Here is a 26,419-nt window from a genome sequence, read left to right as displayed (position 1 = left end):
TGTGACAATAAGAGTATCGGCAGGACATCTATGAGGAACGAGCTATGGCAAACCCGGAATTACTGGAAGAGCAGCGTGAAGAAACGCGGTTAATTATTGAAGAGTTACTTGAGGACGGCAGCGATCCGGATGCGCTGTACACTATCGAGCATCACCTTTCCGCTGACGATTTCGAAACGTTGGAAAAAGCCGCGGTAGAAGCCTTTAAACTCGGCTATGAAGTGACGGAGCCGGAAGAGCTGGAAGTGGAAGAGGGCGATACGGTTATTTGTTGCGACATCCTCAGCGAGTGCGCGTTGAACGCCGAACTCATCGACGCTCAGGTTGAGCAACTGATGAACCTGGCGGAAAAATATGATGTTGAATACGACGGCTGGGGAACCTATTTTGAAGACCCTAATGGCGAAGAGGGTGATGACGACGATTATGTCGATGAAGATGACGACGGCGTGCGTCACTAAAGCTGCATAGTATGACGGTACGGCAGCATCTGCTGTCGTATTTTTTTACAGGTTACGTATGAATTACCCGCAAATACTCTCTCCGGTGCTTAATTTCCTGCATTGCCCGACGCCGCAGGCGTGGATTGTCCAGGCCCGCGATCCGCAAAATCTTCCTCTTCTGCTTACCGATCACCTGATCTGCGAACTGAAGGCTGCGCAAACCGCGTTGCTGTTGGTGCGTAAATATGTCGCCGATAAATCGGGCGCCGACGCGCTGCTCTCCTGGCTGCAACCTTACGAGGCGTTCGCGTTTCGTCAGGGGCCGGAGCCGGATTTTGTTGCCCTGCATAAACAGATTAGCAAAAGCGCCATGCCGCAAACTGATGACCCCTGGGGACGTCAGCTTATCGACCGTATGGTGTTATTGATTAAAGAGGAGTTGCACCATTTTTGGCAGGTACGCGAGGTCATGCAGGCCAGAAACATTCCTTATGTGAAAATCACCGCCAGCCGCTACGCGAAAGGAATGTTGAAAGCGGTACGCACGCACGAACCGCTCACCTTAATTGATAAGCTGATTTGCGGGGCGTATATCGAAGCCCGCTCCTGCGAACGTTTTGCCGCTCTGGCGCCCTGGCTGGATGAGGATTTACAGACGTTTTATCTCTCGCTTCTGCGCTCCGAAGCGCGGCATTATCAGGATTACCTGGCGCTGGCGCAGCAGATTTCCGCCGAGGACATTTCTGCGCGCGTGCGCTATTTTGGCGAGGTGGAAGCTGACCTTATCTTGTCGCCAGACCGCGAGTTTCGTTTTCATAGCGGCGTGCCAGCCGCCGGATAAAGGGTAAAATTAAAGATTAGCGTTTTTATCTTTTACGCTGTCGCCACCTGCGTGGTCATCCGCCCGGCATCAAACTGCTGGCGAGCAGGAAAAGTCATTTTCATGATATTCTGTCCTGAGTAAAGCCTGCCCTGCGGCAGGCAAAAAGAACTCATTCAGTGTTATATTCCCGAAAGGTGACCGTGAACAATGCCATTATTGCATCAATCACTACGGGTTTTTGTGTTGAAATAGTTACTGTTTCACGCCTTTTGACGCTTCAGAGCAGGTCTTGCCAACAAAGGTTTGTTTAATTTTGTTGATGGAGGTTGTTTTATTACCTCCTGCATCGACATCCGATTTCATGGTCATCGCAAATTCTGTATCGCTTATTTTCGTCGTTTCTACAATAGAGTGCGATTTGACATCAGGATTATTACAGACAGTCTCATTGATCAGTTTGGTATCCGTACTTTCTACAAATGTTGTCGTGCAACCGCCTGCACTGGTAGAAAACCCCTTCACCATTTTTTTAGAATCTTCAGACATTTTAGGGGTATAACACATAAGCGTCGCTATGCCCGAATTTTTTTCATCCATTAATACTTCTTTTGTATCTGGATTGATGGTGCGCATTTCTATATTTTCCATTTTCCATTCGCCGGGCTGTATATCTAATGCATATACATTAGAGATACTAATAAACATAGCGGGGAAAACAATTGCTGATAATAGGCGTTTCATTTATAACTTCCTTGAATAATAAGTGATTCCCGGATAACAGGATGTTTCCGGGATTACTTATATCAGCAAAAATAATACCTGGCGAGGATAAATAAACGCCTGGTTTTCAGAGATCCTTTAACATCCTCACTTCGCAATCGACATGTCCGGTGCAGCCGAGCGGTTCGCTAATATGTTCAAATCCTAAACGTTCGTATAGCGCAATCGCCTCGCGTAAAAAAGCCGTTGTTTCCAGATAGCAGCGTTTAAAACCCTGTTCACGGGCATGATCCAGCGCCATCAGCGCCAGCTTTTTCGCCAGCCCCTGACCACGAATCACCGGTAAAAAATACATTTTTTGCAGTTCACAAATGTCTGGTTCGCTACAGGATAACGGCGCCACGCCGCCGCCCACCACACAACCGTTTTGCTCTACCACCCAGTAGGCCGCGCCCGGTTGGCTATAAACCTGATACAGTTCATCCAGATTGGGGTCGGCAACGGTATAACCTTTATCGGCGGTAAGTCCGTATTCCGCTGAAACCTGACGGATGACACGGGCAATAGCGGCATTGTCAGCGGTAGTGATTCGGCGCACCGTGAGCGTTGGCGAGGCGACATTATTCATAATATGGCTCAATTTTTAAAATTTATTTATAGATTACTTTAATACCACCGTCTTGAGTTACGCGCAAGGAGATCCTGAATCAGACAAAATAAAAGGCGGAAAAATTAAACAAAAATAGTATCGTAGTCAAATCAGTAACAATTTACTGGTTTTTATTATTAATTCTAATAGATTGTAATTCAGGGATATGATTCATGAATAACGTTATCAGTAGTAAAGATAACCATAATCACACGTTGGTGTTTACAGGCAAGGGCGGAAAGTATTTTGTTATTTGCCTTGTGAATTTCTTGTTGACGTGTATCACGTTGGGAATCTATGCGCCGTGGGCGATGGTGAAATGTCGACGTTATATTTATACTAATATGACGCTAAACAATCAGCCTTTTGCTTACAAAGCCACGGGCGGCGCATTATTTATTAGTGTGTTGTTAGTTTTTATTATTTATATTGTTAGCCTCTCTCTTATTGAACACGGTCATCCCGGTCTCGGTTTTACGCTATTCGGCTTATTAATTGCGATTATTCCTTTTATGGCGGTGAAAGGATTACAGTATCAGGCGATGATGACTTCGCTTAATGGCGTACATTTTGGATTCCAGTGTTCCATGCGGCGCGCCTGGTGGTACATGTTCGCTCTTCCTGTACTCCTGATGGTGGCGCTTTATATTGTTCTTTATATTATCTCACTGGTAACCATCGCCGTCGGCGGTTTAGTGTTCAGTATCGTTTTTCTCGGTTTGCTGGCTATTATTGGGATAGGGGTCATTAACGGTATTACCTACAGCAAATGGATGACCTTGTTTGGTAATGGCGCAAACTTTGGCATTCATCGTTTCTCGATTCAGGTTAATGTTAAAACGTGCATCAGAGGGTGCGTGTTGGCAATGTTGACCCTTTTCCCTTTTGCTGTCGTGATTGGTTATCTAATCGCGCCGGTGTTCACCGACATGATTCTTTTGAGTATGATGGGGAATGCGCAGGCAGGAGGGGCGCTTATTCTGCAATATTATGGCCAGATAATGGCATGTTATTTCCTCTATTTTCTCGCGATTATTGTGGTAACCAGTTACTTATATGTGGCGTTACGCAACCTGTTTTTAAACAATTTGTCACTGGCGAACGATTCGATTCGTTTTCATTCCTCTGTCACTGCACACGGTATGCTGTGGCGGTTACTGGTGGTGTTTGTGATTTCCGGCGTGACCTTAGGGCTGGCTTATCCGTGGTTGAAAATTTGGCTGGTGAGCTGGCTGGCGCAGAATACACAGGTCCAGGGCGATCTGGATTCGCTTGAGTTAACCAATGATGAGAAGCCGCTGGAAAACAGCCCGCTAATGTGGATTTCTCGTGGCATTATGCCTTACTTCCCGTTTATCTGATGTAAAAAGGCCGACGTTTACGTCGGCCCATAATTCATGTTGTCGGATGGCGGCGTGAATGCCTTATCCGGCCTACCGATCGCGCCATGTCAATAAGCGAACGTGTAGGCCTGGTAAGCGAAGCGCCATCAGGCTTTCAGATTACAGCGCGCTAATAACCGCCTGCTGCTCAATCAGCTTCGCTTTGGCTTCTGCGTAACCGTCCAGCTTCTCACGCTCTTTGGCAATCACCGCTTCCGGCGCACGGGCGACGAAACCTTCGTTGGACAGTTTGCCTTCGATACGGGCAATCTCGCCTTCGATTTTCGCCACTTCTTTCGCCAGACGCGCCAGCTCATCGTCTTTGTTGATGAGGCCAGCCATCGGGATCAGTAGTTCGGCGCCGTCGATGATTTTGGTCACGGAAACCGGACCTTTGTCATCGGCTGGCAGCACGGTGATGCTTTCCAGACGCGCCAGGGTTTGCAGGAAGCTACGGTTGTCGTTAACACGACGAACGGCTTCTTCACTACAGCCGCGCAGCAGCAGTTCCAGCGGTTTACCCGGGGCAATGTTCATTTCCGCACGAATGTTACGTACCGCGACGATCGCCTGCTTCAGCCACTCGGTATCGGCCAACGCAGCTTCATCCACCTGCGCGGCGTTATATTCCGGGAACGGCTGCAGCATAATGGTATCGGCGGTAATGCCGCAGATAACCTTCACGCGCTGCCAGATGGTTTCGGTGATGAACGGAATGATCGGGTGCGCCAGACGCAGCAAACCTTCCAGCACGGTGACCAGCGTATGGCGGGTGCCACGCAGTTCAGACTCGGAACCCCCGGTCATTACCGGTTTGGTCAGCTCCAGATACCAGTCGCAGAACTGGTTCCAGGTGAACTCGTACAGGATGCCTGCGGCGATATCGAAGCGGAAGTTATCCAGTGCTTCGCGGTAGGCTTTAACGGTCTGGTTGAATTCCGCCAGGATCCAGCGGTCCGCCAGCGACAGGGTCATTTCGCCGCCGTTGAAGCCGCAATCCTGCTCTTCAGTGTTCATCAGCACAAAGCGGCTGGCGTTCCACAGCTTGTTACAGAAGTTACGGTAACCTTCCAGACGCTTCATATCCCAGTTGATGTCGCGGCCGGTCGAGGCCAGCGCCGCCAGGGTAAAGCGCAGGGCGTCGGTGCCGTGCGGCTCAATGCCGTTCGGGAACTGCTTCTCGGTACGCTTGCGAATTTTCTCCGCCATCTGCGGCTGCATCATGTTGCCGGTGCGTTTTTCCAGCAGTTCCGGCAGGGAGATGCCGTCGACCATATCCAGCGGGTCGATAACGTTACCCTTGGATTTGGACATCTTCTGGCCTTCGTCGTCGCGAATCAGACCGGTCATGTAGACGGTATGGAACGGAACCTGCGGCTTGCCGTTTTCATCTTTGATGAAGTGCATGGTCATCATGATCATGCGGGCAATCCAGAAGAAGATGATGTCGAAGCCGGACACCATCACGCTGGTGGGGTGGAACTGACGCAGCGCGTCGGTGTTTTCCGGCCAGCCCAGCGTAGAGAAGGTCCACAGCGCGGAGGAGAACCAGGTATCGAGAACGTCTTCGTCCTGACGAAGCTGAACGTCGGCGCCGAGGTTATTTTCCTGACGCACTTCGTCTTCGGTACGGCCAACGTAGACGTTGCCGTCGTTATCATACCATGCCGGGATACGGTGACCCCACCACAGCTGACGAGAGATACACCAGTCCTGAATATCGCGCATCCAGGAGAAGTACATGTTTTCGTACTGCTTCGGCACGAACTGAATGTCGCCGTTCTCAACCGCTTCCACCGCCGGTTTCGCCAGCACGTCTGCACGCACATACCACTGGTCGGTCAGCATCGGTTCGATAACCACGCCGCCACGGTCGCCGTAAGGGACGGTCAGATCGTGCGGTTTAATTTCTTCCAGCAGGCCCAGCGCGTCAACCGCAGCAACGATGGCCTTACGGGCAGCAAAGCGTTCCAGCTTTTGGAACTCAGCCGGAATCTCGCTGGAATAAACGTCAGACTCTTCACCTTTGGTATCGAACACTTCCGCGCTTTCGCGAATGTCGCCGTCAAAGGTCAGGATGTTGATCATCGGCAGGGCGTGACGTTTCCCGACTTCATAGTCGTTAAAGTCGTGCGCCGGGGTGATCTTCACGCAGCCGGTGCCTTTTTCCATATCGGCGTGTTCGTCGCCAACAATCGGGATGCGGCGGTTAACCAGCGGCAGAATAACGAATTTGCCGATAAGACTCTGGTAGCGCGGATCTTCCGGGTTCACGGCCACGCCGGTATCGCCGAGAATAGTTTCCGGGCGGGTGGTGGCGACAACCAGATAATCTTTACCGTCTGCGGTTTTCGCGCCGTCGGCAAGCTTATAGCGGATGTGCCACATCGAGCCTTTGGACTCGCGGTTTTCCACTTCCAGGTCAGAGATGGCGGTACGCAGTTTCGGGTCCCAGTTCACCAGGCGTTTGCCACGGTAAATCAGGTCTTCTTTGTACAGGCGAACAAAGACTTCTTTCACGGCATTGGAAAGGCCTTCGTCCATGGTGAAGCGCTCGCGCTCCCAGTCAACGGAGTTGCCGAGACGGCGCATTTGGCGGGTAATGGTGCCGCCGGATTCCGCTTTCCACTGCCAGATTTTGTCGATAAACGCATCGCGGCCGTAGTCGTGACGGGTTTTACCTTCTTCAGCGGCAATCTTGCGCTCAACCACCATCTGGGTTGCGATCCCGGCGTGGTCGGTGCCGACCTGCCACAGGGTGTTTTTACCCTGCATACGCTGGTAACGGATCATGGTATCCATGATGGTTTGCTGGAAAGCATGTCCCATATGCAAACTGCCGGTGACGTTCGGCGGCGGGATCATGATGCAGAAGGACTCTTTGCTTTCGTCGCCGTTAGGCTTGAAATAGCCCTGCTTTTCCCAGTGCTCGTAAAGCGGCTGTTCGATATCTTGGGGGTTATATGTCTTTTCCATTATTTCCAGGTTGCCGTATTCAGGTTAAAACCAGCCACGCGGTAGGCTTTGTAGCGTTCGCGCGCCAGTTGTTTCAAAGTTTCTTCGTAAGGGACGAAGTCTACCACTTCTGTGAAAGCGGTGGCAAAATCTGCAAAGCTTGTACGCAGGCTGATTAAAATATCGCGCGGGCTGCTGTTGCGTTTTTGCGGCCAGGCGATTTCAACCGGCGCGCCGCCGCGTGGGCCTTCGCCTGCCAGATTGTGCGGGACAAAACTTTCCGCCGGTCTTGCCCACAGCGCTTCATCCAGCCGAATGGCCTGCTTCTCATCTTCGCAGGCGATCAGCACGCGCTTGCCCGCGCGCCAACGTTCTGCGGCAATTTCACACACCAGTTGCTCGACGGCGCTAAGCTCGTCGACGGTGGTGTCATTGTCCAGAAGATAGAACGTCGCATTCTTCATAATATGGGGCTTCTTGTGGTGGATTTAAATGCGTTGCCATGATGCCTCCCGTAGGCCGGATAAGCGCAGCGCCATCCGGCAAAACGCCTGATGGCGGCGCTAATGCGCCTTATCAGGCCTACGGGGTAATCTCAAACTTACTCTTCGCCGTTAAAGCCCGCACGATTGAGCAGGAACTGCGACAGCAGCGCTACCGGACGACCCGTCGCGCCTTTCGCTTTGCCGGATCGCCAGGCGGTGCCGGCGATATCCAGGTGCGCCCAGTTATACTTACGGGTAAAGCGCGACAGGAAGCAGCCCGCGGTGATAGCGCCGCCAGGACGACCACCAATGTTCGCCATATCCGCAAAGTTGGACTCCAGTTGTTCCTGGAACTCATCGCCCAGCGGCAGACGCCACGCGCGGTCGCCCGCTTGTTCGGACGCGCCGATAAGTTCATGTGCCAGCGGGTTGTGGTTCGACATCAGACCGGTAATGTGATGGCCCAGCGCAATCACGCAGGCCCCGGTTAGCGTCGCGACGTCAATGACGGCCTCCGGTTCGAAGCGCTCAACGTAGGTCAGCACGTCGCACAAAACCAGACGGCCTTCGGCATCGGTATTCAGCACTTCAACCGTTTGGCCAGACATGGTGGTCAGCACGTCGCCCGGACGATACGCGCGTCCGCCCGGCATGTTTTCACAGCCCGCCAGCACGCCGATAACGTTAATCGGTAGCTGAAGCTCGGCGACCATACGCATCACGCCGTAAACCGCCGCCGCGCCGCACATGTCGTACTTCATCTCGTCCATCCCTTCAGATGGCTTGATGGAGATGCCGCCGGAGTCGAAGGTCAGGCCTTTACCCACCAGCACGATCGGGCGCGCGTCTTCGGACGGATTGCCCTTGTACTCAATCACCGACATCAGCGATTCATTCTGCGAACCGTGGCCGACCGCCAGATAAGCGTTCATACCCAGTTCGCGCATTTGCTGTTCGCCGATTACGCGGGTGATGACATTTTTGCTGTAGCTGTCAGCCAACTGGCGCGCCTGTGACGCCAGGTAGGCGGCGTTACAGATATTGGGCGGCATGTTGCCGAGATCTTTCGCAGCCTTAATCCCGGCGGCGATGGCCAGACCGTGCTGAATGGCGCGTTCGCCGCTGGTGAGCTCACGGCGGGTCGGCACATTAAAGACCATCTTACGTAGCGGGCGGCGCGGCTCGCTCTTGTTGGTCTTGAGTTGATCAAAGCTATAAAGCGTCTCTTTGGCCGTTTCGACGGCCTGACGCACTTTCCAGTAGTTGTTGCGGCCTTTGACGTGCAGCTCGGTCAGGAAGCAGACGGCTTCCATTGAGCCTGTATCATTCAGAGTATTTATCGTTTTCTGAATAACCTGCTTATACTGACGTTCATCAAGCTCGCGCTCTTTGCCGCAACCAATGAGGAGGATTCGCTCGGAAAGAACGTTAGGAACATGGTGCAGCAACAGAGTCTGCCCCGGTTTTCCTTCCAGTTCGCCGCGACGCAGCAATGCGCTGATGTATCCGTCGCTAATTTTGTCGAGCTGTTCTGCAATCGGAGAAAGGCGACGCGGTTCAAAGACGCCCACGACAATGCAGGCACTCCGCTGTTTCTCCGGGCTACCGCTTTTTACACTGAACTCCATGCACTATGCTCCTGAATCTTAAAGACAACAGTGGTGGCTACAGCTATACTCGTCGTCTTTCAAGTTGCAGATGCGTTGGCTGCGCCTGCTCACCCCTGTCACTTACCTGATGTAAGCTCCGGGGCTTCACAGTCTTGCCGCCTGCCTGCAACTCGAAATCCATTAGAGTATAGAAATTGAAAGCTTTCGTAACTCATGTCCGCTGTTGCGGTGACTTCGTGTTAATCTTAACGTTATTACGGCATTGGCACGTCAGAACAAGTTCTGAGAGGTGAATCCGCTGAGTATAATGATCTTAGCGATGATTTCGACGACTCAAGAGAATAAATGACGTTTAAGCCATGAAACAAGCTAAATTCCAGCAAAAAAATGGGTTTTTACGGGCGTATTTAAAGTGATAATCATAAGATATCTGGTGCGGGAGACGCTCAAAAGCCAGCTGGCGATACTCTTCATCTTACTTTTGATCTTCTTTTGTCAAAAGTTAGTGAGGATTCTCGGCGCGGCGGTTGACGGCGATATTCCCGCAAATCTGGTGCTCTCGCTTCTGGGGCTGGGCGTACCGGAAATGGCGCAGCTCATCCTGCCTTTAAGCCTGTTCCTGGGGCTGCTGATGACGCTGGGCAAACTGTATACCGAAAGTGAAATTACGGTCATGCACGCCTGTGGGTTGAGCAAAGCCGTGCTGGTAAAGGCCGCCATGGTACTGGCGTTATTTACCGGTATCCTTGCGGCGGTTAACGTGATGTGGGCCGGCCCCTGGTCGTCAAAACACCAGGATGAAGTGCTGGCGGAGGCGAAAGCGAACCCCGGTATGGCGGCGCTGGCGCAGGGGCAATTCCAGCAGGCGACCAACGGCAGCTCGGTGCTGTTTATCGAAAGCGTTGACGGCAGCGACTTCCACGATGTTTTCCTGGCGCAAATTCGCCCTAAGGGCAATGCTCGTCCTTCTGTGGTAGTGGCCGATTCCGGACACCTTACTCAGTTGCGCGATGGTTCCCAGGTTGTCACCTTAAACAAAGGGACGCGTTTTGAAGGGACGGCGTTGCTACGCGATTTTCGCATCACCGACTTCCAGAACTATCAGGCGATTATTGGCCATCAGGCCGTGGCGCTGGACCCGAACGATACTGACCAGATGGACATGCGCACGCTGTGGAATACCGACAACGATCGCGCTCGCGCCGAGCTGCACTGGCGTATCACGTTAGTCTTTACCGTATTTATGATGGCGCTGATGGTCGTGCCGCTCAGCGTGGTGAATCCACGTCAGGGGCGTGTCTTGTCTATGTTGCCCGCCATGCTGCTTTATCTGCTGTTCTTCCTGATCCAGACCTCCATTAAATCGAATGGCGGTAAAGGCAAACTGGACCCGGTTATCTGGATGTGGGCGGTCAACCTGATCTATCTGGCGTTGGCGATTGGTTTAAACCTGTGGGATACGGTGCCGGTCCGCCGCCTGCGTGCCCGTTTTCTGCGTAAAGGAGCGGTATAATGCAGCCATTTGGTGTACTTGACCGCTATATCGGTAAAACCATTTTTACCACCATCATGATGACGTTGTTCATGCTGGTGTCGCTCTCCGGGATCATCAAGTTTGTCGATCAGCTGAAAAAAGCGGGGCAGGGTAACTACGACGCGCTGGGCGCGGGTATGTACACCCTGCTCAGCGTACCTAAGGATATCCAGATCTTCTTTCCTATGGCGGCGCTGCTTGGCGCGCTGCTGGGACTGGGGATGCTGGCGCAGCGTAGCGAACTGGTGGTGATGCAGGCATCGGGTTTCACCCGTATGCAGGTGGCGCTGTCGGTGATGAAAACGGCTATCCCCCTGGTGCTGTTAACCATGGCGATCGGCGAATGGGTCGCCCCGCAGGGCGAGCAGATGGCGCGTAACTATCGTGCGCAGGCGATGTATGGCGGCTCGCTGCTTTCCACCCAGCAAGGTCTGTGGGCGAAAGACGGGAATAACTTTGTCTATATTGAACGGGTGAAGGGCGACGAGGAGCTGGCCGGTATTAGTATTTACGCTTTCAACGATCAGCGTCGTTTGCAGTCGGTGCGTTACGCCGCTTCGGCAAAATTCGATCCGGAGCATAAGGTCTGGCGTTTGTCGCAGGTGGATGAGTCCGATCTGCAAAACCCGAAACAGATCACCGGTTCGCAGACGGTGAGCGGCACCTGGAAAACGAATCTGACGCCGGATAAGTTAGGCGTGGTGGCGCTGGACCCGGATGCGCTTTCCATCAGCGGTCTGCATAACTACGTTAAATATCTGAAGTCGAGCGGACAGGACGCCGGACGTTATCAGCTCAATATGTGGAGTAAAATCTTCCAGCCGCTCTCCGTGGCGGTGATGATGCTGATGGCGCTGTCGTTTATCTTTGGCCCGCTGCGTAGTGTGCCGATGGGCGTGCGCGTGGTGACGGGGATTAGCTTCGGCTTCGTCTTCTACGTCCTCGACCAGATTTTTGGCCCGCTGACGCTGGTATATGGCATTCCGCCGATTGTCGGCGCGCTGCTGCCGAGCGCGTCTTTCTTCCTGATTAGCCTGTGGCTAATGCTGCGTAAGTCGTAATCACAGTAATCGTAGGCCTGATGGCGCTGTGCTTTTCAGGCCTACTCCGGACCCGTAGGCCGGATAAGGCGTTAGCGCCGCCATCCGGCAGACAGCCTGGTATTCCTCGAATGATGTAGTGCGTAACCTGACGCGTGGCGCTTTTGGCTACCCGTTAAGCTCAGGCAAGCTGCGGGAAAAAGTAGATCAAAAAATTTATAACGTGCTGCCGTGATAAATCTGATAACCCAAATCAATCGTATTATGGTTGAGATCGTTATTTTTAATTTTGTTGAGCAACATCTGCGCGGCTCTGCGCCCGATCTCAAAACGAGGGGTAATTACGCTGGCGAGGCTCGGTATCATTTGCCTGCCCATCTCCAGACCGTGGAAGCCGGCGATGGAGATCTGCTCCGGTACGGCCAGTTGACGCTCGCGGCACCACAGTAGAGCGCCCATTGCGATATCGTCGTTAGTACAAAAGACGCCATCCACGTCCGGGTGCGCAGCAAGCGCATCACGCATTAGCTGTATCCCCAGATGGATAGAGGAGATAGCGCGGGGATTGATGCGCAACGGCGCCAGCCCCCGGCGCGTCATCGCATCGCAGTAGCCATGATAACGCTGCTCATCACGGATATCGTCTTTTGAACCCAGATAGAGGATTTTACGCCGCTGGCGTTTATCCAGCATGGTGCTGACCATATCAAAGGCGGCCTGACGGTTATCAAACCCCACCTCCATATCTAAGCGATCGCCCTGGATATCCATGAGTTCTACAATCGGAAGGGTAGCTGAGCGCAGGAATTTGACGGTTCTGAGGGTATGATATTTTTCTGAAAGAATAATGCCGTCAATATTGTAGGACAATAAATTGATAACGGACTCTTCTTCCGAATCGCGATTGTAATTGTAATTCGCAATGAGAGTTTGGTAGTTATGACCCGACGTTACGGATTCAATCCCGGCAAGAATGTCGGCAAACAACTGGTTCTGAAAAGAGGGGATCAGCACGCCCAGAGTGTAACTTTGCGCGTTTAACAGCATAGCTGGCGCGCGATTTGGTATGTAGTTAATTTCCTCCATGATCTGCGCAATACGCTCGCCGGTTTCCCTGGCGACTTTTTTCGGCGAGCGGATGTAACGGCTCACTGTCATTTTTGTCACGCCAGCAAGCGTAGCGATATCCTGCAAAGAAATTCTGTGATTCCTCATGTTTTCTCCAGTACCGGGGGCGGGAACGTCGCCCCCATGGTTAATTGGGCTGCGGATGATGAATTAATGCAGAACCGCATTCAGCGCCAGTACGCCCAGCAACCCCATGACAGAAATCAATGTTTCCATAACGGTCCAGGTGCGTAGGGTTTCCCCGACGCTAAGATTAAAATACCCTTTAAACAGCCAAAAACCGGGATCGTTAACATGTGATGCAATAACGCTTCCCGCGCCTGTCGCCAGTACCATTAACGCCGGATCGGCGTGGGTTACGTTAATAATCGGCAATACGACGCCCGCTGTGGTTATCGCGGCCACGGTCGCGGAACCTAACGCAATACGCAGCACGGCGGCTACCGTCCAGCACATTAATAACGGAGATAGCGAGGTGCCGGTCATTAATTGCGAGATATATTGACCCACGCCGCTATCCACCAGCACTTGCTTAAACGCGCCGCCGCCCGCGATGATAAAAACAATCATCGCAATAGCGCCAATGGACTCGCCGACGATATCCATCACCTGCTCAACCGTACGTCCATTGCGTCGGCCCAGCGTAAAAATGGCGATGATAATGGCAATAAACAACGCCACTGCTGGATTACCGATAAATTCGAAGAAAACCCGCACGGCATTCGTTTTTGGCAGCGTGATTTCACATACCGCTGCGATGGCCATCAGAATGACCGGGATCACGGCGGCAAAAATACTGTTCCAGAATGACGGCATCTCCTCTTCACTGAATAGGTGAGGATTAAATAATCCTTCAGGCGGCGCTTTCTCAAAGCGCGCCAGCAATTTTGAAAACAGAGGGCCGGCAACAATCACGGTCGGTATGGTAATGATTAACCCATACAGCAGGGTCGTACCGAGATTTGCCTCAAAAATTGTCGCAATAGCGGTAGGGCCGGGATGCGGCGGCAGGAAGCAGTGCGTAACGGATAAGGCGGCGACCATTGGAACCCCGACATACAGCAATGGCAGTCCCGATGAGGCCACAATTGTAAAAACGAGCGGCAACAGCAGTACGAATCCGACTTCAAAAAACATTGCCAGGCCGACGATAAGCCCGGTGATCACCAGCGCCCATTGCACGCGTTTTTTGCCGAACGTATTAATGAGCGTCGTCGCAATGCGCTGCGCGGCGCCGGTATCGGAAATTAATCTTCCCAGCATCGCGCCAAAACCGAGGATCATGGCGAGTCCGCCCAGAGTACCGCCAATTCCGTTTTGTATGGAGTGCAGGACGTCTTGCGCGCCCATCCCTTCAGCAAATCCCACTACGGCGGCAACCAGAACAAGGGCGATAAAGCCGTTAACTTTAAAGCCAATCATTAAGACCAACAGCAGCGCAACGCCTGCCGCAATAATTATTAATGGCATATTCGTCTCTCTTATTAGCGCCAAAATAGCAGCGCTTACGCGCTGCGTCGTATTTTCCTGCTCAGACGGCAACCAGCATACCGCCATCGACAAACAGCAGATGTCCGTTAACAAAGTCGGAAGCTTTTGACGAGAGAAACACCGCTGCGCCAATAAGCTCCTGGGGATCGCCCCAGCGTGCGGCAGGCGTACGTTTGCATAGCCAGGAGGTGAAGGCTTCATCTTCAACCAGCGCTTTGGTCATCTCCGTTTTGAAGTATCCCGGCGCAATACCGTTGACCTGGATATTATGACGCGCCAGCTCCACGCACATGCCGCGAGTCAGCATCTTCACGGCACCCTTCGACGCGGCGTATGGCGTAATCGTGTCGCGGCCCAGCTCGCTTTGCATCGAACAGATGTTGATCACTTTTCCTGCCTGACGCGCCACCATACGGCGCGTAACGGCCTGAGAGACGAGAAAAACCGCGGTTTGATTTACGGCGATGACGTCATTCCACTCCTGTTCGGGAAACTCAGTAAACGGATGACGGCGCTGGATACCGGCGTTATTTATCAGGACGTCAATGACGCCGATATCTTTTTCGATATGTTCAACCGCAGCTTCAATATCCTGTTTATGAGTGACATTAAAGGGAGCGGCAATAGCTTTTATCCCTTCCTGCTGAAGTTTCGTCACGGCTGTTTCGGCGCGCTCCGGGGTGATATCGTTAACAATAATGCGCGCGCCATAGCGACCAAGACCGGTCGCCAGCAAATAACCAATTCCCTGAGCGGCTCCGGTGATAAGGATATTTTTACCTGCCAGTGAAAAAAGATCGTTCATGATAGTGTCCCTTATTTTACTTTCTCAGAAAACGAGCTGAACTTTTGCCGCCTGTGTTTTGTCTCCGGCAAAGATCAGCGCCGCTTCCAGGTCGGTAAATGGATATTCCGCGCTCAGTAACGGCAGCGGATTGATAACGCGGTTGGCAAGCCAGGAAACCGCAGTATTAAATTCGGTAGTAAAGCGGAAAGAGCCTTTCAGGGAGATCTCTTTGCTTATTACCATCATCATCGGGAAGTTGGGGACTGCGCCGCCCATGCCAACCTGCACCATCACGCCTTTGGCCCGTGTGACTTCCAGACACGTTGAGATAGAGGAAGGATGCCCAGAGACTTCAAAACTGATATCGAAATACCCTTTTTCTGCTTTCCAGTCATCGAGAGAATCATGCTGTGGGTTCACCAGCGTATCCGCGCCCATCTGCCGGGCCAGCGAGAGAGAACGGGCGCTGATATCGGCACATACTACTTCCGCCGCGCCCAGCGTTTTTACCGCGCTAACAATCAGGCAGCCGATAGGGCCAACGCCGGAGATAAAGACGCGTTTGCCTTGCAGATCGCCCGCCTCATGAGCCGCATGAATGGCAACCGCCAGCGGTTCGGCAAAGGCCATGGCTTTTTCGTCTGCCTGTTCCGGCCAGGGAATGCACTGAACGGTATCGACAGCTTTAAATCGGGTAAAACCGCCATCGACATGCGGAAAATACATGGCGCTGCCAAAGAAACGCATTTCAGTACAGTGGTTTTCTTCATGCTGCAGACAGTATTTGCAATGACCGCAAGGCTTCGATGGATTAATCGCTACCGGTTGTCCTTCACGTAATAAATCTGAGTCGCTATGAACGATTTTGCCAATCACTTCATGACCTAAAATCATTGGCGCTTTTACTGTAAAATTGCCGACTTTGCCTTCCTGATAATAATGTAAGTCAGACCCACAAATGCCGCCTCGGGTAATTTGTACGAGTGTTCCTTTATTATTCCATTCAATATTTTGTTCCGTAACGGCAACAGCACGCTTACCCGCAACAACGCAGGATTGAGTTTTTACTTCCATAAATTCCTCACTGGTCAGGTAGTTACCCTGAACGCATTTAAGCGGTTTTATTTGTCACTATTTGTGACTTATGTCACGCTGGAAAATTGTTACACTACAATGTTACGCATAACGTGATGTGCCTTAGAGTTCTTCTCTATGGAAATTAAAAAACGTGAAATTGTCGAACGTAGAGGCGTAATATTGTGGAGTGGAATATGACTCAGAGGTATTTAAATGGCCGGGGAAAGCTATATTTTAATGGGTGTTTCAGGTAGTGGTAAGTCTTTAATAGGCAGCAAAATTGCAACATTATTTTCTGCGAAGTTTATTGACGGCGATGATCTCCATCCGGCGAAAAACATTGATAAAATGTCGCAGGGAATACCGTTAACTGATGAAGACCGCTTACCCTGGCTGGAACGATTAAATGACGCTTCATACAGTCTTTATAAAAAAAATGAGACGGGATTTATTGTCTGCTCGTCATTAAAAAAACAGTACCGCGATATTTTACGTAAGAGCAGCCCTAACGTACATTTCCTGTGGCTGGATGGCGATTACGCTACCATTCTGCAGCGAATGCAGCGTCGTGCCGGGCATTTTATGCCGCCAGACCTGCTGCAAAGTCAGTTTGACGCGCTGGAGCGACCCTGTGCCGATGAACATGATATTGCGCGTATCGATGTTAATTATGACATCGAGCACGTGACGGAGCAGTGCCGACAGGCTGTACAGGCTTTTCGTCAGGCACTCAGCGCTTCCTGATCATTGTCAAAGCGCTGAGTCAGGCGGTCAGAAGTCAGCTTTTAGGACTACACGATAGCGGGCTTTGCCGTCGCGAACGTGCTGGATAGCCTCGTTGATTTGTGACATTGCGAACAGTTCCGTGGTGGGCGCGACTTTGCTGCGTCCAGCGAATTTCATCAGTTTGCGAAGCTCATATGGCGTTCCGGTTGCCGAGCCTGAGATACTGCGATCGCCGGCAATTAATGTAAACGCCGGTACGGGCAGCGGCTTCAATACCGCCCCAACGGTATGGAAGTTGCCGCCATAGGTCAGCGCTTCGAAGTAGGGCTGCCAGTCGAGATCGACGTTGACCGTGTTAATAATGAGATCGAACTGGCCCGCCAGTGCTTTTAACGCTTCCGGATCGCGGCTATTCACCACGTTATTGGCCCCCATCGCCAGCACTTCCTGCTCTTTCGATGGATTTGAGCTGAACGCGGTGACTTCGCAGCCCATTGCATGTAACAGCTTTATGGCGATATGCCCCAGCCCGCCGATACCGATGACGCCAACGCGGCTGGTAGCAGTAATATGGTGCATCAATAGCGGTTTAAAGACCGTAATGCCGCCACATAACAGCGGGCCTGCGGACGCCATATCTATATTCTCCGGAAGAGGAATTACCCACTGCCAGCCCGCGCGAAGCTTCTCGGCAAAACCGCCACGATTGAGGATAGTGGGCACTGCGCCTTCCTGGCAGTTAATTTGATTGCCGCTGATACAGGCATCGCAGTGTCCGCAGCTGCGCGCCGTCCAGCCGATTCCAACGCGCTGGCCGACTTTTAGCCCCTTATCCTGTGCCGCGCTGCCGAGTGCGGCTACCCGACCGATGACCTCATGTCCGGCAACCAGAGGGTATTGAGAGAACCCCCATTCATTGTCGATCATCGACAGATCGGAATGGCAGATCCCGCAGTAGTCGACCCGTACCTCGACATCTTCCGGTTGGAGTTCTCCCGCATCATATTCATAGAGTTCGAGCTCGCCGCCCGCCTCTTTGGCGGCGTAGCTTTTTATTATCGTCATTGTGTTTCCCTTAATGTGGTGTTGAACTGAAAAGTGTAGAGCATGGAGGCAAGGGACGCCCGACGTTAATCTGCTGGAGAAGGCGGGAAGTAGCCTGATTATTCTATTTAATACTCAACGCTGCTGAAATTTTCAGCACTTAGCGATACAGGTGTATGCTCGTGCTTGCATGGCGGCGTATGACAGGTATAATCCACAACGTTTTCCGCATACCTCTTCAGTGCCGAAGTGGCGAAATCGGTAGACGCAGTTGATTCAAAATCAACCGTAGAAATACGTGCCGGTTCGAGTCCGGCCTTCGGCACCAAAAGCATGTAAATGGACCTCAACTGAGGTCTTTTTTTATGTCTAAAATCTGCGCTATACAAGGCCTTCCACGATTTTTCCTTCAACTGAAGTCAATCTAACTCAACCCACATCAACAAGCTTGTGAGTATACTAATGAGTATATTTTCCGATTCTATATTGCTTGTATACTCACGAGATACCAATCGAAGGAGGTCCATCATGACCTAACGGATACTAAAGTTCGTTCTGCGAAACCTGAGGATAAAGAGTATTCACTTGTTGACGGTGACGGCATGTCCTTACTTGTAAAACCTAAATAGCTGCGCCAAATAGTAGATCACTTTGAGGGAACTCAGCCCGGATTGTGCGATCTGATCAATCGCCAAAAATCACAAATCACCAACCGGACTGAGCGATGCCGATCATAGCACTAATTCCCCGTGACGAACGACGCCTGATGTAGAAAGCTATCCATAAAACGCACGATAAAAATTATGCCCGCAGGCTGACTGCCATGCTGATGCTGCACCGGGGCGATCGCGTCAGCGACGTTGCCAGAACGCTCTGCTGTGCCCGTTCCTCCGTCGGTCGCTGGATTAACTGGTTCACGTTGTCGGGTATTGAAGGTCTGAAATCATTACCTGCCGGGCGTACCCGTCGCTGGCCGTTTGAGCATATCTGCACGCTGTTACGTGAGCTGGTAAAACACTCTCCCGGTGATTTTGGCTACCAGCGTTCCCGCTGGAGTACAGAACTTCTGGCAATAAAAATCAATGAGATAACCGGTTGCCAGTTACATGCCGGAACCGTTCGCCGCTGGTTGCCGTCTGCGGGGCTTGTGTGGCGAAGGGCCGCGCCAATCCTGCGTATCCGTGACCCGCATAAAGATGAAAAGATGGCGGCAATCCACAAAGCGCTGGACGAATGCAGCGCAGAGCATCCGGTATTTTATGAAGATGAGGTGGATATCCATCTTAATCCCAAAATCGGTGCGGACTGGCAGCCACGCGGGCAGCAAAAACGCGTGGTGACGCCGGGACAGAATGAAAAATATTATCTGTCTGGCGCACTGCGCAGCGGAACAGGTAAGGTCAGCTACGTGGGTGGAAACAGTAAAAGTTCAGTGTTGTTTATCAGTCTGTTAAAGCATCTGAAGGCGACGTACCGACGGGCAAAAACAATAACGCTCATCGTGGACAACTATATTATCCACAAAAGCCGGGAAACACAGCGCTGGCTGAAGCAGAATCCGAAGTTCAGGGTGATTTATCAGCCGGTTTACTCGCCATGGGTAAATCATGTTGAACGGCTATGGCAGGCGCTTCACGACACGATAACCCGCAATCATCAGTGCCGTTCGATGTGGAAACTGTTAAGAAAAGCTCATCATTTTATGGAAACGGCCAGCCCATTTCCCGGAGGTAAACATGGGCTGGCGAAAGTGTAGCGGTGTTCGGCGCAGCTATTTAGTGAAATATGACCGATGGGGTTTCAGCCTGAACTGGGGCTGGCGGCGCGACCAGTTAGCCGATCTGGAACGGATGCTCTACTTGCTGGATGGCAAAACCATTCCAGACAATCGGCATGATGTCTCTATCCAGTTTATGGATTTTGTGCGCGATAATCCGCATCAACAGGTCTTTGAAGACGATATGTTCACCATTCGCTACTTTCAGAAAGGCAGCGGGCATATCACGTTTAAGCGTCTGGACCCGGTGGAGAAGATGAATGACATTGTGGCTAAACACTATCCGGGGATGTTGCCTGTGAAATAAGATGTGATGTTTTTATAGGCACCTCTATGCTAATCTTAATAGGAGTTATTAAGTATTATTAAGCGAGGTAATCCCTATGGCTTCTTCCGCTAAACAGACCATCAGCGCCCAGATTCCAGTTGAGTTGGCTGCTGCTGTTGAAAATCTGGCAATTGAGTTAGATCGTTCTAAGAGCTGGATTATTAAGGAAGCATTGACCAGTATGCTGGCCGAAAGAGAACGGCGTCATCAGAGTATCCAGGCCGGTCTTGCCGATGTGGATGCTGGTCGTGTGGTGAGTCATTCGGATATGGTAGATTTTGCCAACCGTTTAAAGGAAACCTGACAGGAAAAGATGTTGCTATCCGAGCGAGATAGTCGCCTCTCATTGCCATTTGCTTAAATACTCCCCATACTAGATACATGTGTTTATTACACGTGTAATTTCAGGAGGCTCTATGTCGGGTATGAGTGTACGACATAAAAAAACAGTCAGTGTCACGCTGGAACCTGCATTGCTTCAGCAAGCCCGTGATGCAGGTATTAATCTGTCTGCGGTGCTTACCGCCGCGCTGAAAGAGGAAATCAGTGCCACGGGCGTTGAACGCTGGAAAGCAGAAAATAGAGCGGGTTTGCAGGAGCTCAATCGTATTACTGATGAGCACGGCCTTTTATCGGACGATTACAGGACGTTTTAATCATGCAATACATGGTTTATCGCAATAAAGGAAACAGCAAGGCTTATCCTTATTTACTTGATGTGCAAAGCGATATTATTGATGAACTGCATACTCGCATGGTTATCCCATTGTTTCCTGTGAGCAGGTTAGTAAATAACCCAGTTAAGCGTCTCACGCCCACTCTGAATGTGGAAGGTAATGACTATCTGGTGATGACTCACGAAATGGCGAGTATCAGGCTTTCGCAGATTGGTGATGAGGTGATGGACGTTCGTTCCCACAGGCAAACCATCAAAAATGCTCTCGATTTTATCTTTGATGGGTTCTGAATGGCTTGCAGGTCAAATGGAGAGTTGTTCACCGTTCTGGAGGGGACTTGACGCGCTTGAACCTGTGGAAGAAGATGAGGCGTGATTTTAAGTTAACTGCGTTTTCAGAGAATCGCGCATGAGTATACATGTGAGTATATATAGCGGTTCTCTTGTTTTGTAATCTTATTTACTTCAATAGGTTACGTCGAGAATCGCGGTGCGGCCTTCGCACCAAGTGATGCAATAATTAGCTACCTAAGGGTGGCTTTTTTTATGTTCATTTCCGTTCAGATTCGTCTATATCCATCTGTAATTCAAAGATAATTTATTTTTCTGTAATAGAAATATTTATTTTGTGGTCTTTCCGTGCTGGTCGTTTTTCATCCATTAACATCCACGCGATCTGGGGGCAAAAAGGGGCAAACCCGGTTCGATAGAGGAGTGACCCCCAAATGGCGCTTACAGATCTCGCAATCCGGCATGCCAACCGCCTGGCAAGGCATACAGGCTCTTTGACTGCCACGGTCTTTACATTCAGGTGAACCCCAGCGGATCCAGACTGTGGTATCTGAAATTTCGCTTTGGAAACAAAGAGAACCGTATGGCATTAGGCCCTTACCCGCTCATTTCTCTTGCACTGGCAAGGGAGAAGCAAGCGGATATAAGAAGGCTTATTTTAGAAGGTATTAATCCGGCGGAAAAACGCAGAGAGGAAAAGTGGGGGGGGGGGCGAACCTCTTTAATACGTTTGAGTCCGTAGCGCGCGAATGGGGCGCCAGTAATGTGAACTGGTTTCGAAAATGTTCAGCAGTTTGTAAGAATGCTCCAATATTTCATCATCCAGTTGCGGCTTGCTGAATCGGCAGGCAAAGCGGCAAGGAGGATTGAGCGGTTTCAGAAGGACGGGCGAGGAGAAGTAGACCGAGAGTAGCAGATCGCCGTGAAGGGCATGGCGGATCAGGTCGGCGGGCTGCAACGTGATGTTGTGCTGCCGGATGACTTCTGCGGCCTCATCCAGCGTCAGCCACTCCTGGAGGATTTTGTGAGGGAGCATGGGGCGTTCCTTTTTGTGTTGTTGGTTGCGTGTCGTGCTTGTTGATGGTGAAAACCGGTGTGAGATGTTTTTGCTAAAACAACTAACCTGATCAGTTTAGTTAACGATCTTTTCAGACATAATCCGGTGATTATTTACGCTGGAAAAACAGGATGTAACATTGAATAGCTCGGAAGATGATTTGCTTGAAGTGGCGTGGTATTTGTCGAAGTACGGTAAATCTCAACCACCCGTGGGACTGGGTGTTCAGAAATGGAAAGAGGCTTATGCCTTGTTTTATCCCCGTTTTGGAGCGGGCAAAACTGCCAATGAGTTTCGCAATAGTCTGAAAAATAGTCGTGACCGTTTTGATTCCTGGCTTAGTGATGTGCGTGTCGGCTGGCTTGACGAGCAGGGCGCTCCTGCTGCGCTTTCTCATTCAGCGCAGCGTGTGCATCAGCGATTGAGTGTGCTTTCAGAGAGTGCGATTGAGCAGCGCGTTCTTTCGTTAATATCGACTGATGGAGATGAACAGGCGCAACGTGACTGTTTTATTATTCAGCAGGATAAAAGTATTGAAGATACCGTGCGCGAGCAGTTGATTGCTGCACGGCTGGGGCAGGGTACCTTTCGGAAAAATTGTCTCATGTTGTATCCGGTATGCCCTGTTACGGGGACGACGTTTGCGCCGTTACTGCGTGCCAGCCATATAAAACCGTGGGCTGCCTGTGAGAATGGGAATGAGCGTCTTGATCCTTATAATGGAATTATATTAGCTGCGCATATTGATATTCTATTCGATCAGGGATGGATTTCGTTTGAGAACGATGGGCGTTTATTAATTAGTGATGAACTGGATATTAACGTTAAAGAGCAGTGTTTGTTGCCGGAGAAAATAAAGGCGCTTCCTGTTGAATCGTATTGTTATCTGGGATGGCATCGGGAGAATTTGCTTCGATGAAAATTAAGTGAAACTGGATCGCGATTTGCGTTAAAAATTTGGTTACAACTCCTACCAATACTATTTTTTCTATAGTGCATGGTTTAATGCGCAAGATTATAAATATGTTATGACCATCTTTTTGGTGGAGGGATATCTGCGGTTCGAGTGGCCGGGACAATCTTATGGCTAAGTGGCGATAGCAGAGCACTGATAGCAGACGTGAATTGACAGTACCTTCTGAGATCGCGATCAGCATTGTGTGCTACTTGACATGGGGACTTATCTACTGGGGCTTTATAGAAGCTCTTTTCTGTTTACCTTGTGAATTCTACATCAGGTTGAACGATAAATTACATGCCGGGTAGTTACCGCCTCAGATCATCTGCCAAATAGCTATATCGCTGTAGGCTAAATGGCTTCTCCCTCATCGACTCAGTGTGGGGGAGTTGACCCAGCTCACTTTTTAACTATCGTTGTTTGAAATTTATGCGTGATTTCTGCGCATTACATTCCATTTTATCCCCCTGACGCTGCCCTTCATGTTATCTTTAAGGCCCTCTTTTTTATCGCAGTGTGCCGCACCACATCGCTCGGGATAGTGTTACCGCCACTGCCTCATACAGACAGAAAAACCGATGAATAAGCAAAATTATGCACCTGGGATGCGGGTGGTTATTCGTGATGCAGAGTGGCGCATTCGCCGGGCGGATGACAGCGGAGATGGTGGCCACCTGCTGACCTGTGATGGAATTTCGGAGCTGGTACGCGGTAAAGAAGGGCTATTTCTGACAAAGCTGGAGCAAAAAGTCGAGATTCTAGATCCAGCAAAAACAAATCTGGTGGAAGATGAGTCAGCCAATTACCAGGCGGCTCAGTTGTACATAGAGGGCCAGCTACGCCAACGCGTCCCGACTGACAGCAAAGTCCATTTTGGGCATCAGGCTGCGATGGACTCCATGCCCTTTCAGCTCGATCCCACGCGCATGGCACTGGCGCAACCGCGCCAGCGGATATTAATTGCTGATGCGGTAGGGCTGGGTAAAACTCTTGAAGCCGGTATCCTGGTTTCAGAGCTGATTCGCCGCGGACGTGGCAAACGCATTCTAGTGCTGGCGGTTAAATCCATGCTCACGCAATTCCAGAAAGAGTTCTGGAGCCGTTTTGCTATTCCGTTGACGCGGCTTGACTCCGCTGGTTTACAAAAGGTGCGTAACCGCATCCCAACCAACCACAACCCGTTCCACTATTTCGATAAGACCATTATCTCCATCGATACTCTGAAACAAGACATCGAATATCGCCACCACCTGGAAAACGCCTGGTGGGATATTATTGTTATCGATGAAGCACATAACGTCGCTCAACGTGGGACCAGTTCCTTACGCAGCAAACTGGCAAAATTGCTCTCCGGGCGTAGCGATACGCTGATTATGCTCTCGGCCACGCCGCATGACGGTAAGGCTGAAAGTTTTGCTAGCCTGATGAACATGCTCGACCCGACGGCCATTGCCAATCCTAAAGAGTATGAATATGCCGATTTTGCCGACAAAAATCTGGTTGTGCGTCGCTTTAAAAAAGACGTCAAAGATCAGATGGCTGGCGAGTTTCCGGAGCGCAATATCGTCAAATTGATGCGCCCGGCAACCGGAGCTGAAGAAGAAGCCTACCGCCGATTGGTTGAGAGTCAGTTCCGTGACGATGATGATGAAGACTCGCGGTCAAATAAAGGCCGCCTGTTCAAAATTACGCTCGAAAAAGCGTTGTTCTCCAGTCCAACGGCATGTGCCAGCGTGGTGGCTAACCGCCTGAGGCGGCTGGAGAACCGCAAAGAAATAAACAGTCAGAGCCAGATTAACGAATTAGAGTCATTGCTGCTGGCGCTCAATAATATTGATGCCAGTCAGTTCAGCAAGTATCAGTTATTGCTGGAGACCATCCGTAACGATCTCCGCTGGAAAGTGAATAACACGGAAGATCGTTTGGTGATCTTTACCGAGAGTATCAAAACGCTTGAGTTCCTTGAGCAGCAACTGCGTTCCGATCTCAAGCTGAAAGACGATCAAATTGCTACGTTGCGAGGCGATCAGGGCGATACAGTTCTGATGGAAACCGTCGAAGCGTTTGGCAAATCCCAGTCTCCGCTACGCCTGCTCATCTGCTCGGATGTCGCGTCTGAAGGTATCAACCTGCACCACCTCAGCCATAAAATGATTCACTTCGATATTCCGTGGTCGCTGATGGTATTCCAGCAGCGTAACGGACGTATTGACCGCTACGGGCAAAAACACCAGCCACAGATCCGTTACTTGCTGACTGAAGCCAGTGAACCGCAGATCAACGGTGATATGCGCGTGCTGGAAGTGCTGATCAATAAAGACGAACAGGCGCAGAAGAATATCGGCGACAGTTCCGAATTTACCGGCAAATTTACCCAGGAAGAGGAAGAAGAGCAGGTTGCTGAATTCATGATGCAGGACGATGGCGCCAGCCTGTTCGACGACCTGTTGAATAGCAATGTCACTGAAAATTCTGAACACGACCTGTTTGGCGAAATCTGCAGCGCAGTGTCCAGCGATGCTTCGACCGTGACCGAAAGCGACATTAGTCTGTTTGATAATGAGCAGGCATACTGCGAAAAAGCGCTAGGCTATCTGAAGGCCTGCGGCCAGACCGTGCAATACGATACCTTGCCTGATAACACCTTATCGCTGGTCGCACCGGAGGAGTTACGCCGTCGCTTTAACCAGTTACCGCCGGAAATTGCGCCGGAAAACTGGCAGCTTTATCTAAGCCAGGACAAAACGGTTATCACGGAAGCCATTTCGCGTGCGCGCGGTGAGCAACATGCCTGGCCCGATGTGCAGTATCTCTGGCAAATTAACCCGGTCGTGCAGTGGTTAGACGACAAAATTCAGTCTGCCTTTGGTCGCCACCAGGCTCCGGTGATGCGTTTGCCGCACTTGTTTGAACCTGATGAGGATCATTTCATCCTTTCCGGGTTGTTCCCGAACCGTAAGTCGCACCCGATGGTGAACCCGTGGCTGGTGGTGAGCTTTAACCGCGAAACGTTAAGCGGTAGCCTGCCTTTTGCTGAGTTCCTGAAACGACATCCGCAACTGAGTAGCAAGCTGACTAACAGTGGCGGTAAAGATCGTAACCATCAACGCCAGCAGGATCTGCTGGAAGCGGCAATCGCCCATGCGCGGGATGTGTTTGTTCACGATCGAAATGCTTTTGAAGAGCGTATCAATCAGCAGCTCAATGAGCATCTTCAAAAGCTGGATGTTCTGCGTGGGCGTCAGCTGAGTCAACTGGAGCTGGATTTTGCCGATAATAAACAGCAGCTTTCAGTGAAACAGAGCCGCAAAGAACAGCGTCAGCGCGAAATCGAACACAATTTTGACAGCTATATCCAATGGATTGAGGACACTATGACCACCGAAAAAGAGCCCTACATTCAGGTTATTGCTGTAATCACCGGAGCGGAGGGCTAAT

At 51.0% G+C, this 26,419-nt stretch carries 24 protein-coding genes, 1 tRNA gene and 3 pseudogenes; 16 read left to right on the top strand and 12 right to left on the bottom strand.

Going from position 1 to position 26,419, the window contains the following annotated elements; genetic code table 11:
* Positions 1-44: 44 nt before the first annotated feature.
* Together rraB and miaE are read left to right on the top strand one after the other, a co-directional pair.
* Positions 45-461 (top strand): ribonuclease E inhibitor RraB, encoded by a 417-nt coding sequence (gene rraB, locus ABVN44_RS07265; protein WP_000002940.1) that lies wholly within the window; start codon positions 45-47, stop codon positions 459-461.
* A gap of 11 nt (positions 462-472) precedes the next feature.
* Positions 473-1,284: pseudogene (gene miaE / locus ABVN44_RS07260) on the top strand (tRNA isopentenyl-2-thiomethyl-A-37 hydroxylase MiaE).
* 32 nt (positions 1,285-1,316) lie between these two features.
* Here miaE and ABVN44_RS07255 read toward each other — a convergent pair.
* The 3 genes from ABVN44_RS07255 to ABVN44_RS07245 form a co-directional block, all read right to left on the bottom strand.
* The gene (locus ABVN44_RS07255; protein ID WP_001575365.1) at positions 1,317-1,439 is read right to left on the bottom strand and encodes a hypothetical protein; all 123 of its coding nucleotides are present in this window, start codon (positions 1,437-1,439) and stop codon (positions 1,317-1,319) included.
* 79 nt (positions 1,440-1,518) lie between these two features.
* Complete coding sequence (locus ABVN44_RS07250; protein WP_000826193.1) at positions 1,519-2,007, bottom strand: DUF3617 domain-containing protein; 489 nt, start codon at positions 2,005-2,007, stop codon at positions 1,519-1,521.
* 106 nt (positions 2,008-2,113) lie between these two features.
* Positions 2,114-2,614 carry a GNAT family N-acetyltransferase gene (locus tag ABVN44_RS07245; protein ID WP_119896023.1) on the bottom strand — a complete coding sequence of 167 codons (501 nt, stop codon included), beginning with the start codon at positions 2,612-2,614 and terminating at the stop codon, positions 2,114-2,116.
* 194 nt (positions 2,615-2,808) lie between these two features.
* Between ABVN44_RS07245 and ABVN44_RS07240 the strand changes: the two genes are divergently transcribed.
* The gene (locus tag ABVN44_RS07240) at positions 2,809-3,996 is read left to right on the top strand and encodes a YjgN family protein (RefSeq protein WP_001066984.1); all 1,188 of its coding nucleotides are present in this window, start codon (positions 2,809-2,811) and stop codon (positions 3,994-3,996) included.
* Positions 3,997-4,137: 141 nt separating this feature from the next.
* On the opposite strand, the gene ABVN44_RS07235 is transcribed toward ABVN44_RS07240, so the two are convergent.
* The 3 genes from ABVN44_RS07235 to pepA all read right to left on the bottom strand — a co-directional run bounded on the left by ABVN44_RS07235 (position 4,138) and on the right by pepA (position 9,085).
* The gene (locus tag ABVN44_RS07235) at positions 4,138-6,993 is read right to left on the bottom strand and encodes a valine--tRNA ligase (protein WP_023232251.1); all 2,856 of its coding nucleotides are present in this window, start codon (positions 6,991-6,993) and stop codon (positions 4,138-4,140) included.
* Positions 6,993-7,436, bottom strand: coding sequence for a DNA polymerase III subunit chi (gene holC / locus ABVN44_RS07230; RefSeq protein ID WP_023232250.1), 444 nt, complete (start codon positions 7,434-7,436; stop codon positions 6,993-6,995). Before holC ends, ABVN44_RS07235 begins: the two co-directional genes overlap by 1 nt.
* A 137-nt stretch (positions 7,437-7,573) precedes the next feature.
* Positions 7,574-9,085: a leucyl aminopeptidase gene (pepA, locus tag ABVN44_RS07225; protein ID WP_000397158.1), complete on the bottom strand. Its 1,512-nt coding sequence runs from the start codon at positions 9,083-9,085 to the stop codon at positions 7,574-7,576.
* 280 nt (positions 9,086-9,365) lie between these two features.
* Between pepA and ABVN44_RS07220 the strand changes: the two genes are divergently transcribed.
* The 3 genes from ABVN44_RS07220 to lptG all read left to right on the top strand — a co-directional run bounded on the left by ABVN44_RS07220 (position 9,366) and on the right by lptG (position 11,662).
* The gene (locus ABVN44_RS07220) at positions 9,366-9,416 is read left to right on the top strand and encodes a hypothetical protein (RefSeq protein WP_212724070.1); all 51 of its coding nucleotides are present in this window, start codon (positions 9,366-9,368) and stop codon (positions 9,414-9,416) included.
* A 63-nt stretch (positions 9,417-9,479) separates the two neighbouring features.
* Entirely contained in the window at positions 9,480-10,580 is a 1,101-nt protein-coding gene (gene lptF / locus ABVN44_RS07215; protein ID WP_000584132.1) for an LPS export ABC transporter permease LptF, read from the top strand.
* Entirely contained in the window at positions 10,580-11,662 is a 1,083-nt protein-coding gene (lptG, locus tag ABVN44_RS07210; RefSeq protein WP_001182242.1) for an LPS export ABC transporter permease LptG, read from the top strand. Before lptF ends, lptG begins: the two co-directional genes overlap by 1 nt.
* A 195-nt stretch (positions 11,663-11,857) precedes the next feature.
* On the opposite strand, the gene ABVN44_RS07205 is transcribed toward lptG, so the two are convergent.
* From ABVN44_RS07205 to idnD, 4 genes are all read right to left on the bottom strand, one after another.
* Positions 11,858-12,856, bottom strand: coding sequence for a LacI family DNA-binding transcriptional regulator (locus tag ABVN44_RS07205; protein ID WP_001244061.1), 999 nt, complete (start codon positions 12,854-12,856; stop codon positions 11,858-11,860).
* Positions 12,857-12,919: 63 nt separating this feature from the next.
* The gene (gene idnT / locus ABVN44_RS07200) at positions 12,920-14,239 is read right to left on the bottom strand and encodes a gnt-II system L-idonate transporter (RefSeq protein ID WP_001128356.1); all 1,320 of its coding nucleotides are present in this window, start codon (positions 14,237-14,239) and stop codon (positions 12,920-12,922) included.
* Between the two features lie 61 nt (positions 14,240-14,300).
* Positions 14,301-15,065: a gluconate 5-dehydrogenase gene (gene idnO, locus ABVN44_RS07195; RefSeq protein WP_000998688.1), complete on the bottom strand. Its 765-nt coding sequence runs from the start codon at positions 15,063-15,065 to the stop codon at positions 14,301-14,303.
* Positions 15,066-15,089: 24 nt separating this feature from the next.
* A complete protein-coding gene (idnD, locus tag ABVN44_RS07190; RefSeq protein WP_023204850.1) occupies positions 15,090-16,121 on the bottom strand; it encodes an L-idonate 5-dehydrogenase in 1,032 nt (343 codons plus the stop codon).
* A 216-nt stretch (positions 16,122-16,337) separates the two neighbouring features.
* Here idnD and idnK point away from each other — a divergent pair, with 216 nt between their 5' ends.
* Entirely contained in the window at positions 16,338-16,868 is a 531-nt protein-coding gene (gene idnK, locus ABVN44_RS07185; protein ID WP_023232248.1) for a gluconokinase, read from the top strand.
* A gap of 27 nt (positions 16,869-16,895) precedes the next feature.
* On the opposite strand, the gene ABVN44_RS07180 is transcribed toward idnK, so the two are convergent.
* Entirely contained in the window at positions 16,896-17,915 is a 1,020-nt protein-coding gene (locus tag ABVN44_RS07180; RefSeq protein WP_000152563.1) for an NAD(P)-dependent alcohol dehydrogenase, read from the bottom strand.
* Positions 17,916-18,137: 222 nt separating this feature from the next.
* On the opposite strand from ABVN44_RS07180, the gene ABVN44_RS07175 reads away from it, so the two are divergent.
* The 7 genes and pseudogenes from ABVN44_RS07175 (at position 18,138) to ABVN44_RS07145 (ending at position 21,708) form a co-directional block, all read left to right on the top strand.
* Positions 18,138-18,222, top strand: a tRNA-Leu gene (locus ABVN44_RS07175).
* 450 nt (positions 18,223-18,672) lie between these two features.
* Positions 18,673-19,650 (top strand): IS630 family transposase, encoded by a 978-nt coding sequence (locus ABVN44_RS07170; RefSeq protein ID WP_223156438.1) that lies wholly within the window; start codon positions 18,673-18,675, stop codon positions 19,648-19,650.
* Positions 19,651-19,669: 19 nt separating this feature from the next.
* A pseudogene (locus tag ABVN44_RS07165) lies at positions 19,670-19,978 on the top strand (DUF4942 domain-containing protein); the annotation flags it as partial.
* Between the two features lie 76 nt (positions 19,979-20,054).
* Positions 20,055-20,303, top strand: coding sequence for a CopG family ribbon-helix-helix protein (locus ABVN44_RS07160; RefSeq protein WP_000168385.1), 249 nt, complete (start codon positions 20,055-20,057; stop codon positions 20,301-20,303).
* A 112-nt stretch (positions 20,304-20,415) separates the two neighbouring features.
* The gene (locus ABVN44_RS07155) at positions 20,416-20,655 is read left to right on the top strand and encodes a type II toxin-antitoxin system CcdA family antitoxin (RefSeq protein ID WP_000016244.1); all 240 of its coding nucleotides are present in this window, start codon (positions 20,416-20,418) and stop codon (positions 20,653-20,655) included.
* Positions 20,656-20,657: 2 nt separating this feature from the next.
* Positions 20,658-20,966: a CcdB family protein gene (locus ABVN44_RS07150; protein WP_001199743.1), complete on the top strand. Its 309-nt coding sequence runs from the start codon at positions 20,658-20,660 to the stop codon at positions 20,964-20,966.
* Between the two features lie 434 nt (positions 20,967-21,400).
* A pseudogene (locus ABVN44_RS07145) lies at positions 21,401-21,708 on the top strand (Arm DNA-binding domain-containing protein).
* Here ABVN44_RS07145 and ABVN44_RS07140 read toward each other — a convergent pair.
* Positions 21,688-22,002 carry a hypothetical protein gene (locus tag ABVN44_RS07140; RefSeq protein ID WP_023232245.1) on the bottom strand — a complete coding sequence of 105 codons (315 nt, stop codon included), beginning with the start codon at positions 22,000-22,002 and terminating at the stop codon, positions 21,688-21,690. The pseudogene ABVN44_RS07145 and the gene ABVN44_RS07140 sit on opposite strands and share 21 nt — an antisense overlap.
* Positions 22,003-22,162: 160 nt before the next feature.
* Between ABVN44_RS07140 and ABVN44_RS07135 the strand changes: the two genes are divergently transcribed.
* Both ABVN44_RS07135 and ABVN44_RS07130 read left to right on the top strand, forming a co-directional pair.
* Complete coding sequence (locus tag ABVN44_RS07135; protein WP_023232244.1) at positions 22,163-22,942, top strand: HNH endonuclease; 780 nt, start codon at positions 22,163-22,165, stop codon at positions 22,940-22,942.
* Between the two features lie 617 nt (positions 22,943-23,559).
* On the top strand, positions 23,560-26,418 hold the full coding sequence (locus tag ABVN44_RS07130) for a DEAD/DEAH box helicase (protein WP_048349006.1): 2,859 nt from the start codon (positions 23,560-23,562) through the stop codon (positions 26,416-26,418).
* Position 26,419: the final 1 nt, after the last annotated feature.

The organism is Salmonella sp. SJTUF15570, assembly GCF_043357055.1.
Lineage (GTDB): Bacteria > Pseudomonadota > Gammaproteobacteria > Enterobacterales > Enterobacteriaceae > Salmonella > Salmonella enterica.
Note: the sequence above shows the minus strand (reverse complement) of the source record. Positions and strands in the feature narration are given on the sequence as shown.